The organism is Synechococcus sp. (assembly GCF_982614295.1).
Window position 1 is genome coordinate 8,221 of sequence record NZ_CEXBMR010000025.1, and the last position, 10,596, is coordinate 18,816.

Annotated in this window: 14 protein-coding genes, 1 tRNA gene and 1 pseudogene; 7 read left to right on the forward strand and 9 right to left on the reverse strand. The window is 50.7% G+C overall.

Annotated features, from left to right (window positions below):
• Window positions 1-479, reverse strand: a 479-nt coding sequence (locus tag AC2JC8_RS05725; protein ID WP_484594334.1) for a magnesium chelatase domain-containing protein, incomplete at its 3' end; no start/stop codon positions are given.
• Window positions 480-547: 68 nt separating this feature from the next.
• Window positions 548-796, reverse strand: coding sequence for a hypothetical protein (locus tag AC2JC8_RS05730; protein ID WP_255133196.1), 249 nt, complete (start codon window positions 794-796; stop codon window positions 548-550).
• A gap of 90 nt (window positions 797-886) precedes the next feature.
• On the opposite strand from AC2JC8_RS05730, the gene AC2JC8_RS05735 reads away from it, so the two are divergent.
• The 3 genes from AC2JC8_RS05735 to AC2JC8_RS05745 are packed head-to-tail and all read left to right on the forward strand — an operon-like array spanning window position 887 to window position 3,439.
• Window positions 887-1,234 carry a histidine triad nucleotide-binding protein gene (locus tag AC2JC8_RS05735; RefSeq protein ID WP_484401296.1) on the forward strand — a complete coding sequence of 116 codons (348 nt, stop codon included), beginning with the start codon at window positions 887-889 and terminating at the stop codon, window positions 1,232-1,234.
• A gap of 34 nt (window positions 1,235-1,268) precedes the next feature.
• Window positions 1,269-3,242 (forward strand): ABC transporter ATP-binding protein/permease, encoded by a 1,974-nt coding sequence (locus AC2JC8_RS05740; protein WP_484594335.1) that lies wholly within the window; start codon window positions 1,269-1,271, stop codon window positions 3,240-3,242.
• 20 nt (window positions 3,243-3,262) lie between these two features.
• On the forward strand, window positions 3,263-3,439 hold the full coding sequence (locus AC2JC8_RS05745) for a chlorophyll a/b-binding protein (protein WP_484594336.1): 177 nt from the start codon (window positions 3,263-3,265) through the stop codon (window positions 3,437-3,439).
• A 25-nt stretch (window positions 3,440-3,464) separates the two neighbouring features.
• Here the strand turns inward: AC2JC8_RS05745 and AC2JC8_RS05750 are convergent, their stop codons facing one another.
• The 4 genes from AC2JC8_RS05750 to psbX form a co-directional block, all read right to left on the reverse strand.
• Window positions 3,465-3,941 carry a TolB-like translocation protein gene (locus tag AC2JC8_RS05750; RefSeq protein ID WP_484594337.1) on the reverse strand — a complete coding sequence of 159 codons (477 nt, stop codon included), beginning with the start codon at window positions 3,939-3,941 and terminating at the stop codon, window positions 3,465-3,467.
• Entirely contained in the window at window positions 3,938-4,414 is a 477-nt protein-coding gene (locus AC2JC8_RS05755; RefSeq protein ID WP_484594338.1) for a TolB family protein, read from the reverse strand. Before AC2JC8_RS05755 ends, AC2JC8_RS05750 begins: the two co-directional genes overlap by 4 nt.
• Window positions 4,415-4,460: 46 nt before the next feature.
• Window positions 4,461-5,300 (reverse strand): Ycf66 family protein, encoded by an 840-nt coding sequence (locus tag AC2JC8_RS05760; RefSeq protein WP_484594339.1) that lies wholly within the window; start codon window positions 5,298-5,300, stop codon window positions 4,461-4,463.
• Between the two features lie 82 nt (window positions 5,301-5,382).
• A complete protein-coding gene (gene psbX, locus AC2JC8_RS05765) occupies window positions 5,383-5,505 on the reverse strand; it encodes a photosystem II reaction center X protein (protein ID WP_255132390.1) in 123 nt (40 codons plus the stop codon).
• Window positions 5,506-5,581: 76 nt separating this feature from the next.
• Here psbX and AC2JC8_RS05770 point away from each other — a divergent pair, with 76 nt between their 5' ends.
• Window positions 5,582-5,902 (forward strand): YggT family protein, encoded by a 321-nt coding sequence (locus AC2JC8_RS05770; RefSeq protein WP_255132388.1) that lies wholly within the window; start codon window positions 5,582-5,584, stop codon window positions 5,900-5,902.
• On the opposite strand, the gene accC is transcribed toward AC2JC8_RS05770, so the two are convergent.
• Window positions 5,865-7,241: an acetyl-CoA carboxylase biotin carboxylase subunit gene (accC, locus tag AC2JC8_RS05775; RefSeq protein ID WP_484594340.1), complete on the reverse strand. Its 1,377-nt coding sequence runs from the start codon at window positions 7,239-7,241 to the stop codon at window positions 5,865-5,867. The genes AC2JC8_RS05770 and accC overlap by 38 nt on opposite strands.
• Before the next feature lie 97 nt (window positions 7,242-7,338).
• Here accC and AC2JC8_RS05780 point away from each other — a divergent pair.
• The 3 genes from AC2JC8_RS05780 to msrB all read left to right on the forward strand — a co-directional run bounded on the left by AC2JC8_RS05780 (window position 7,339) and on the right by msrB (window position 9,125).
• Window positions 7,339-7,420 (forward strand) — tRNA-Leu (locus AC2JC8_RS05780).
• The gene (locus tag AC2JC8_RS05785) at window positions 7,382-8,707 is read left to right on the forward strand and encodes a glycosyltransferase family protein (RefSeq protein ID WP_484594341.1); all 1,326 of its coding nucleotides are present in this window, start codon (window positions 7,382-7,384) and stop codon (window positions 8,705-8,707) included. Before AC2JC8_RS05780 ends, AC2JC8_RS05785 begins: the two co-directional genes overlap by 39 nt.
• Before the next feature lie 34 nt (window positions 8,708-8,741).
• The gene (gene msrB, locus AC2JC8_RS05790; protein WP_484401504.1) at window positions 8,742-9,125 is read left to right on the forward strand and encodes a peptide-methionine (R)-S-oxide reductase MsrB; all 384 of its coding nucleotides are present in this window, start codon (window positions 8,742-8,744) and stop codon (window positions 9,123-9,125) included.
• A gap of 3 nt (window positions 9,126-9,128) precedes the next feature.
• Here the strand turns inward: msrB and AC2JC8_RS05795 are convergent, their stop codons facing one another.
• Together AC2JC8_RS05795 and AC2JC8_RS05800 are read right to left on the reverse strand one after the other, a co-directional pair.
• Entirely contained in the window at window positions 9,129-10,211 is a 1,083-nt protein-coding gene (locus AC2JC8_RS05795; protein ID WP_484420241.1) for a PRC-barrel domain-containing protein, read from the reverse strand.
• Window positions 10,212-10,230: 19 nt separating this feature from the next.
• Window positions 10,231-10,596, reverse strand: a pseudogene (locus tag AC2JC8_RS05800) (chromosome segregation protein SMC); the annotation flags it as partial.

A 10,596-nucleotide genomic window follows, 5' to 3' on the forward strand; every position in this document is an offset into this window, starting at 1 on the left:
AGCCCTTTTGCAGGCCACACTTCAAGCCCCTGCACCAGGGCTGCCTCCTGGCCATTCTCACTAGGCACAATTAGAGCTCGAGCCCCTGCTTTTTTGGCCGCCTGAGCCATCGCCAAAACACCCCGCACTGGCCGCAAACTGCCATCAAGGCCCAACTCGCCCGTAGCCCAAACCCCCTGCAGCGCATCCGGCGCTTGCTGCCCAGTTGCCATCAAAAGAGCAAGGGCCATGGGGAGATCAAAGCCAGGGCCCTCCTTGCGTAGATCAGCAGGCGCAAGGCTCACCACAACTCGGGTTTGAGGGACACGAAAACCACTATTTCGCAAAGCCGATCGCACCCTTTCGCGCGCTTCTCTGCCGCTGGTATCCCCCAAACCCACCAGCTGCAAACCGGGCAAACCAGGAGCTAAATCCACCTCCACCTGGATGGGCTTCGCCTCTATGCCAAAAAGGCAGGCACCAGAACAAAAGGCCAGCAAATCGGCAACGCCACTAGTTGTTTAATTCCCCCTATGAATGATTTGTATCAAAAAAGCAATTTGAGCAATCAGGATTGTCGTTGGTTAAGACGGTAACGAATGCGTTCAAGGCGGCGAATCGATGCCTCGGTGTAATCAAGCAATTCTGCGCGGCTCTGCCTATCTCTTGGGCCGTCTGTGCCATCAATCATGTCGGCGAGGCGATTAACCGCGTACAAAAGATCCATACCCGCATCACGCCACTCAGGTTCAAGACGTTTACGGATCGGGCCCTTGCGACGCTGGGCCAGCTCATCTTGGAACTGGAGGTGAAGCATCGCAAAGAACTAGTAACCGGCAACATATATAAGCGTCTCTCTGCTGCTAGGTAAAGGTGTAAGGATTTAGGCATTCATCCTGGTTCTCATATGACAGAAAGCAATCAAACGGTTTTTGGCAAGATCTTGCGGGGTGAAATCAAGACAGATCGTATCTATGAAGACGAGCACTGCATCGCCTTTAAAGACCTGCAACCGCAGGCGCCAGTTCATTTTTTAGTGATCCCGAGGCTCCATATCGCCAGCTTGAGCGAAGCAGATGAAAACCAAGCTTTACTGCTCGGGCACCTATTGCTGGTAGCTGCGAAACTGGCAAAAATGCAGGGGCTGATCGCTTGGCGCACGGTTATCAACACAGGCGCTGAAGCTGGACAAACCGTGTTCCATTTACACATTCACGTAATTGGTGGTCGGCCATTGCTGTGGCCCCCCGGTTAAATCGGCAGAATGGAGACAAGAGAAACCGATCCCTTTGAGCAACCCCCTTCAGACTTTGCGCATTCAGCTGGTAAAGCTGCAGCGCTTAGCTCAACCTTATTTTTTACCGATTGAAGATTCAAAACCCTGGCAATTTCTGCTGATGGTGGCGGCTCTGCTTGGGATAGTGGTGGGTTTAACACTGTTGCTGCTCACAGGCCTAGTGGCTGCGAGTGGCACCTTAATTCCCCAATTGCAAAGCCGCTTCCTGCCAGGGGTGCCTGAGCGGGTGGCTGGGATCTGGGCTGGCCCGGCGGGAGCCCTAGTGATGCTGGCGCTGGCCTCAAGCATTGCTTGTTTTGTGGCTTTTAGAAACAAACTGCGACAGGGGCGCTGGTTACCGTGGTTACTACTGGGGGTAATTGCGCTATTACTCCTTGTATTAAATGGTATAAACGTTGGCATTAGTTTTATCGCTCGCAATATTGATAACGCACAGGTTGCCTATGATGAACAGGGTTTTTGGCGCATAATTTCTATCTACGGTTTCTGCCTAATACTAGCTCTTCCGATTCGTACATTGCAGAATTATATAATTCCAAAACTCGGATTACTGTGGAGGGAGTGGCTAACCAAAAGGCTATTAGATCGCTACATGAGTGATCGGGCTTATTATCAACTTAATCCAAATGATGAAAGCAACGCAGAAGTAGATAATCCAGACCAACGCATCTCTGAAGATGCTAGAAACTTTACTGGTACAAGCCTGGATTTTGTTGTGGGCGTATTAGAAGCATTACTAACATTCTTTAGCTTTATAATTGTATTGTGGAGCATTAGCAAAAGCCTTACCTTAGCGCTCATAATTTACGCGATCGGCGGCACAGCTTTGATAATATATATTGGCCGCAAATTAGTAAAGTTAAATTATCAACAACTAAAGCTTGAAGCGGATTTTCGCTACGGGCTTGTTCATATAAGAGACAATGCTGAATCAATTGCTTTTTACAAAGGCGAAACTCAAGAAAGCCAAGAGGCACAAAGACGCCTTGGAGGAGCAATTCAAAATTTTGATCGCTTGATTATCTGGCAGGCTTTAATAAATATGATTCGACGCTCTTATGATTACTTATCTAGATTCTTACCGTGGATCGTTATTGCGCCAATTTACTTTGCAAAAAAAGTTGACTTTGGCGTATTTAGCCAAGCTTCAATTGCATTTGGCATGGTCTTTGGTTCTGTAAGTTTTATTGTTAATAATATTGATCAACTCGCCGCTTTCTCGGCTAGTATCAATCGATTAGAAGGTTTCCAATCCACAATTGAATCTCTGCCAGTTCCTGCTCTTGAAGCAAAAGAGCGCAGTAATCACAGCGGTTCAATTCTGCTGCGCGATGCATCTGTAGTACCGCCTGGCACAAACCAAGTATTAGTTAAAAATATCAACCTTGAGGTGGGTCTGAGCCAAAGAGTGTTGGTGGTTGGCCCCAGTGGTTGCGGCAAAACATCACTACTACGCCTAGTTAGTGGTTTATGGCCCAGCGGCAGTGGTGAGGTTGAACGACCCCCCCTCGGGGAGCTGATGTTTATTCCCCAAAAGCCTTATATGTTATTGGGCAGCTTGAGAGAACAGCTCTGCTATCCCCTTGCTCAAACGCGCTTTAGTGATTCTCAACTGCGAAATGTGCTTGAGGAAGTGAACTTAGCCGGAATGATTAGTCGCTATCCCGATCTAGGGATCCAACAGGATTGGCCCAGGTTGCTATCGCTTGGCGAACAGCAGCGGCTTGCTTTCGCGCGGCTATTGCTTAATTCTCCGCAATTTGCAGTGCTTGATGAAGCCACAAGCGCCCTTGATGTTGCAACTGAGAGGAGGCTTTATGGCTTGCTAGCCCAAAGAGACATGGCCTTTATCAGCGTGGGGCATCGCCCTACCCTCACAGCTTTCCACAACACGGTGCTCCAACTTGATGGCAGCGGCGGTTGGAGTTTGCTGCCTGCCGCTAATTATGTTTTTGATCCAACCTGATGCCAACCCAACCAATCCCCATGGATCAATCCGCACCCCCGGCCACCAGTGCCACCACCAATGATGTGCCTGATTTTGGCTGGAGCCCCTATGCCGAAAGGATGAATGGCCGCTTTGCCATGCTCGGTTTTTCAGCAATACTATTAATTGAAACTATTTCTGGTGAAACTTTTTTGCATTGGGCTGGATTAAATTAATTCAAATTTAATTAGATAAATCGGTTCAAGGTAAATCAAGCAGCTCCACTTGCCAGCGCCCCCCTCGGCTCACCTGCACTGCTAGCACTCGGCCATCGCCACTGATGGCAACCTTCGCTGGCACCCCAGCTGGCACCAGCCCAATGGGCCGCAATAAAGCGAGATTGCGTTCATAAATCAACAATTCAGTGCGCCCTGCCAAACTGCGCACCAAGGCAAAGCGTTTACCAGCACTATCCACACTCACGCTTATAGGTTGGGCATCGGGGCGATTAAGCCCCGGCAACGGAGAACCGAATCCTGTTGAAAAATCCAGCCATCTCACCTGAGCTGATCCGGGGGCAATCCAGGCCATTCCAGTAGCAGCCAAGCTGGGAGAGCTATCGTCGCCAGATTGGGAAATACGGGGATTCAGGCCAAGCTCCGGTTGTAAACCTTGCCCCTCGCAGCCCCCAAGTAGCAACAAGCTAAATAAGCAATAAAAAAATGCTTTCTTGCTCATCGCAAGGGTGCTCCAGGGGGTAAATCTGGTTCGTGGGAAGGCAGATTGAACAACTCCACATCTTGCTGGCCGCGATGCAAAAGCTGAACCCCTAGGCGCTTGCCATCTGGCGAAATAGTTAGGGCTTGAGGAGAGCGCTCACCTGGCAATGGCAAGGGGCGTAAACGAGCTAAGGCCCGATCAAATACAACTATTTCGGAACGCTCACCTCTTTGCAAAATGAAAGCTAAATAACGGCCATTCCAACTCAAAGATGGCGAACGGTGGGGCATGCCCCAATTCAAACCTTTTAGGGGTAATTCATTGCCTGTGCTGCGCTCAACTAAACGCACTGCTCGTCTGCCTGAGCGCTCCGCCACTGTTACCAAAAGGCGCCCGTTACCACTTAGAGCCGGATCCTGTTGATCGCCAATACCAGGAGCTTCGAAACGTTGGCCGCAGGCGTTTAATAAACAAAAAGAAGTTAATAACAAAAACTGCCTACACCCAACCCGCCAAATCATTTAAAACAGGCCTTAGTTAACTATCGAAACGAGAATTATTGCTTGGATTGTTATTATTTAGATTATTATTTAGATTGTTATTGTTTAGGTTGTTTGCGTTGGTAGGGCGGGGACGAGGTGGCAGCGGGCTGAAATCCGCTTCACTGATGGCTGCAGCAGCATCCGGCCTTGATGAACGGGTTGTTGAGCTTGAACTTGCAGATGGGGCAGGGCGTCTGCTGGATCTAGGTAGATCATCAGAGGGGGGCATACCCCTAGTAGGCGCGCTGGTTTGAGCTCTGGGTTTTGATTCGCGACTATCGCGTTCGCGGCGGCGGGCTCCAAATTCTGGGGGAGCATCAGTGCTAGCAGCAAAACGGCTTTGGGCCCGTTCTGGTATAGCCGGACGCTCCGGGCGCCGCGGCCGATAAAAATCCCTATCTATTTCTTCTTCTGGTTCATCCATATCATCGGCTCTAGAGCGAATCTTGCGCCTCAGGGGCTGGGGGTCTTCAAAGCGGTCTTCATTGCCCCATTCGCTACGACCCATGCGAGGCCTTGAGGGCAGCGGTTCATCTTCGTCAAAGAAAGCGGAACGGCGGGCTTGTTCAGTGGTAACACTGCGCAAACGAACAGATTCGTAAGCAAAAAATACCGTTGTAGCTGCTAATAAAAACTGGCCGAATTGCAGGATTGGATCGAGGCGCCAACCCTGAAAAAAAAGTATTCCGCCGCATAACAAACCAACGGCCGCAAAGAATACGTCGTAGTCGCGGGCGAGGCCTGGCTTAAAACTACGCAAGAAATAAAGCATTGTGCCGCCCACCGCAAGCACAATGCCAACGATGCTGGCCCAATTCAGGCTGGCATTAACCATGGATGGCCTCCGGGGCCCAGAGCGGGCATCTAAAGCCCATGTGAAAACAGTTTAGGGGCCACTGCTACTAATGCCAGACAAATCAAAGCTTGCGATCAAGACGATCGGTTTGGCTAATCAGAATCAGAGCGATTGTGATTGGCACCACAACGATCAGGGCACCAGCTCCCAAGCTGGTAAGGAAATTTGAAAGGGAAGGGGTCATGGCGCCTTCATTAATTCCCGAATCCTACGGTTATTAGGGGATTCTTTAGGATCAATCAATAAAGCCGTAGAAGTTTGTGACAGCACTGCCCCTTCCTCTCCTTAACGCCAGTAACAATTTGATTGGGATCCTGCTAGCGGCATGGACGCTTTTATTTCTTGGACGCATAGTGCTGAGCTGGTATCCACAGCTCAACAGCACTAATCCCTTAGTTGCCTTGGTGTTAATTCCAACTGAGCCACTGCTTGCCCCCACCAGGCGCTTAATTCAGCCCATAGGTGGCGTAGACGTAACACCTGTTATTTGGGTTGGATTGGTGAGCTTGATGCGAGAACTGCTGGTGGGTCAACAGGGTTTAGTTAGCCAGTTGTTGCGTTCCGCTCAGCATTTGGCTTAAGCATTTCCATCTCCACAAATTTTGTATGCACCTCCCCCCTTTGAAATTCGGGGCGATCCAAAAGGGCCAAGTGAAATTCAATCGTGGTTGGCACTCCAATCACGGCGCACTCAGAAAGGGCGCGGCGCATACGCCGTAATGCTGCAGGGCGATCTTCACCCCAAACAATAAGTTTGCCGATTAACGAATCGTAGAAAGGGGGGATTTCGTAACCGGTATAAACGTGGCTATCGAAGCGAACTCCAGGGCCGCCGGGGGGTAACCAGCCGGTAATGGTGCCAGGGGCTGGCCGAAAGTTATGCCGGGGATCTTCAGCATTGATGCGACATTCGATCGCATGGCCCCGCAACTGAATATCTTCCTGTCGAAAACGTAGGGGCTCACCTGAAGCAATTCGTAGCTGCTCAGCAATCAGATCAATGCCGGTAACAACCTCGGTAACAGGGTGTTCCACCTGGATGCGGGTATTCATCTCCATGAAATAAAACTGACCTGTGGCATCGAGCAGAAATTCAACGGTGCCTGCCCCTTCGTAGCCAATCGATCTTGCCGCTGACACAGCTGCATCGCCCATTCGGGCTCGAATTATTGGATCTAAACCCGGCCCTGGAGCTTCTTCCAGCAATTTTTGATGCCGCCTTTGAATTGAACAATCGCGTTCGCCTAGGTGCACCACCTCCCCAAATCGATCAGCGAGGATCTGCACTTCTACGTGCCGAGGGCGATCAATAAACTTCTCCATATACAAACCTGGATTACCAAAAGCAGCCTCCGCTTCTCCCTGGGCCGCCCTGTACAAAGATTCCAATTCTTCGCTGCTGCGCACAAAACGCATTCCCCTGCCGCCGCCGCCAGCGGTGGCCTTAATCATCACCGGATAGCCCATCGATTCAGCGAGTTCAGCTGCCTCTTCGGGGTTTTCAAGTAAGCCTTCGCTACCGGGAATTGTTGGCACCCCCACCCGCTGCATGGTGGCTTTTGCGGTTGATTTATCTCCCATTTCACGAATGGATTCAGGAGAAGGGCCAACAAAAGTAAGGCCATGGGCGTTGCAGATTTCGGCAAAGCGGTCGTTTTCCGCCAAAAAGCCGTAGCCAGGATGGATTGCATCAGCGCCCCTGGAAGTGGCGGCGGCGATGATATTGGGAATATTTAAATAACTCCTACTGCTGGGGGGATCCCCCACGCAAACTGCTTCATCAGCCATCTGCACATGCAGTGCAGTGCGATCTACGGTGCTATAAACAGCCACCGTATTTATGCCCATCTCACGGCAGGTGCGGATGATCCTTAAAGCGATTTCACCGCGATTCGCTATTAAAAGTTTCTTTATCGCCATAACCCCCCTCCATAACAAGTGATTCTATCAGTGGTGGAATCAGTAGTAGCAGCTGAAGCAGCTGGTAAAGTGAGATCTTGCCGATTCGGCAAGCCACGCGGATGTGGTGGAATTGGTAGACACGCACGTTTGAGGGGCGTGTGACTTCGGTCTTGCGAGTTCAAGTCTCGCCATCCGCATCAGATCCAACCGGAAGCATCGTTCTGGTTTGCAACGGGCCTGGGGAACTCACTACTTGGGTGAGGCCTTTGGCTATCGCTTTGCATAAAATTCGCCCGTTAAGGCCTTTGGCGCCCCAAGGGCCTGATGCACTAAGGCTGGTGTTAGTGCCCTGCCCTAATGCAAACGCCACTGAACATCGAGTGGCCAGAGCAATGGGGCTATTTGAACAGGTATTTCCGGCTAGAGAATTTTGGAAACTACTTATCAATCCCAAGCGCTACGGCCCCTGGCCGGCAAAAGGCGTAGTGGTTTTTCTGGGGGGCGATCAATTTTGGACGGTGCTGCTCTCAGCGCGACTTGGCTATCGCCACATCACCTACGCCGAATGGGTGGCCCGCTGGCCCCAATGGAACGACCGCATTGCCGCTATGGGCACAGCAGCTTCGGCGCGACTTAAGCCCAAGTGGCAAAAGCGCTGCACGGTGGTGGGAGATTTAATGGCGGATTTATCCCATGCCGCCCGCAATGAAACAGGGCTTGTGGCTGGAGAATGGGTGGCCCTGCTGCCGGGCTCAAAAGGTGCAAAGTTACAGCTAGGCGTGCCATTCATGCTGCGTTGCGCAGAGATCCTGCATCAACTGCGGCCCCAAGTGCGTTTTTTATTAGCGGTGGCACCAACCACTTCTGCAGCAGAAATTATTAAACATGGAGATTTAAGCAATCCCCTACAGCGGTTTTATGGAGGCAGCTCACCGCATTTGAGCGATGAAAGTGAAAGTGGAAGTGAAAGTGGGAAGCGTTGCTTAATCACAGGAAGCGGCCTTGAAATAATGCTGGTTGAGAACCAACCGGCCCACAATTTCCTAAGCCAATGCACTCTCGCTTTAACAACTGTTGGAGCGAACACCGCTGAGCTAGGCGCCTTGGGCGTGCCAATGCTTGTGCTGGTTCCAACTCAACACCTACACGTGATGCAGGCGTGGGATGGTTGGCTTGGTTTATTGGCGCGCTTGCCACTGTTGCGATGGTTACTGGGAATAGCCCTCACGGCATGGCGTATGCGAAATAGAGGCTTCCTTGCCTGGCCAAATATCAGCGCCGGCCGCTTAGTAGTGCCAGAACGGGTAGGCACGATTACTCCAGAAGAGATTGGAGCAGAAGCCGCCCAATGGCTAGAAAACCCTGAACGCCTCGAGGCAATGGCTGAGGAGCTGAGGCGTTTAAGGGGGAAACCAGGGGCGGTGGCGCAGCTGGCGGGGTTGGTAGATGAATTACTACCCACAAATTACAAAACAATTGCTTAAATTAGAGAAACAAACCTTTGCGATTTGATAGGCCATGCAATTGAGCCAAGAGGAATGGAAAACAAAGCTCACAGCTGAGCAGTATCAAGTAGCTAGAGAAGGGGGAACTGAAAGGGCCTTTTCAGGTGTGTATTGGAATAACAAAGAGAATGGAATATACCGTTGCATCTGCTGCGATAAAGAACTTTTTAAATCTGATGCAAAATTTGAATCAGGTACCGGCTGGCCAAGTTTCTGGCAAGGGGTTAATCCAACTGCGATTAGCATTCATACAGATCAAAGCCACGGCATGCAACGCACTGAAATTCGATGTGCAAACTGCGATGCACATTTAGGCCATGTTTTTAAAGATGGCCCTGCTCCAACGGGTGAACGTTATTGCGTGAATTCTGCATCCTTAAAGTTTCAGAAAATGTAGACCTTAAGCCCAGGGATCGTCGTCTATCGGATCGGATATGGATTCTAAAGTTTCGCGTCTGATCTCAACGGGTTCAACATCAACATCTAGGGGCTGTCTTCTAGTCTCATAGTCGTTGAATTTATTATATTTGTCGTAATTTCGATTTGAATTCTGTTCGGCAACATCTTCATCTAAATATCTGCGCTGCTGCAGCTGCTCCCGACGCTGCGCCCGTTGTTCTAATTCCACATATTCGTAATCAGGATCATAATTTGAGCTTGATCCTTGGCTATTTTTTTGCTCATAATTGCGGTTTATTTTTTGGCTTGAACCGTATTCGATACGCTCTTCGCTTGATGCAGATGGAGCAAAGCGTTCAGATTTATTTGCTTGAAGGCGCAGCTGCTCCTGTTCAGTTATCTGGGCCGCAGGCAATTGGTTTTCCACCGGCACCATATTAAGGCGATAGCGCTCCCTCTCCTCCCGCTCTAAGTTGCCACCACCGATACCGAGTTTTTCTAGCAATCCACTACTTAATTGCTTTAACTTTTCTTCTGCACCTTCATAAACAATTATTCGATCAGGGCCAGAACTTACAATTTCTTCAACGGTTAGTTCCCAGGTACTAAGGATTCCCTCCCCCAGCAGCGGCACCCCTACGGCCCCCATCACCAAGGTGGTGAGTTCGCCAGTTTCGATATCAAAGCTAAATCCCAATACGCGGCCTAATTGTTCTCCAGATTCAGATATAACCTGCGAATTAATAACCCTGCTAAAGCGTTCGGGATTGAACTTTTCCGAAAGAGAATCAACCGAATCCACCAAGATCACATCGCCCACCTGGCGAATTTGCTCGAGGGGCATCCAACGGGGTAGCCCCGGCAGAAATCTGGTAAGCGGGTTATCGCGCAAACCAAGGGCGACCACCTCGCGGCGATCAATATCAACCATCACTTCACCCACAACACCTAGGCGGCGGCCGGTGTCGCGGGTGATCACTTGGGTGCCCATCAATTCAGATCGCAACCAGAGGCGATCTGATGGAACAGGATTGGAATCGGAGGGTGGCGGCGCCTGCAAGGGCTCTATTGATAATCGAGTCATTGTGGCGCAGGATTGGCCATCAGGCTGCAGAGGGTAAACCCACCACTTGGGTATGGGCGCCGCGGGCTTGGGTTACTCCGATTGTGCGAGTGCTGGCGGCAATCATTGGGCGGCGATGACTCACCACTAGGAACTGGGCTGCATCTGCTTGGGTGGAGATCAAGCTGGCGAGCCTTTCCACGTTCACACCATCAAGAAAACTGTCCACTTCATCGAGTGCATAGAAAGGGGAGGGGCGAAACCGCTGCAGCGCGAACAAAAAACTTAGGGCCGTGAGAGATTTTTCACCCCCAGACATAGAAGCCAAGCGCCTCACCTCTTTGCCTTTGGGATGGGCCACCAGGGTGAGGCCTCCCTCCAAGGGATCTGCCTCGTTTTCAAGTTG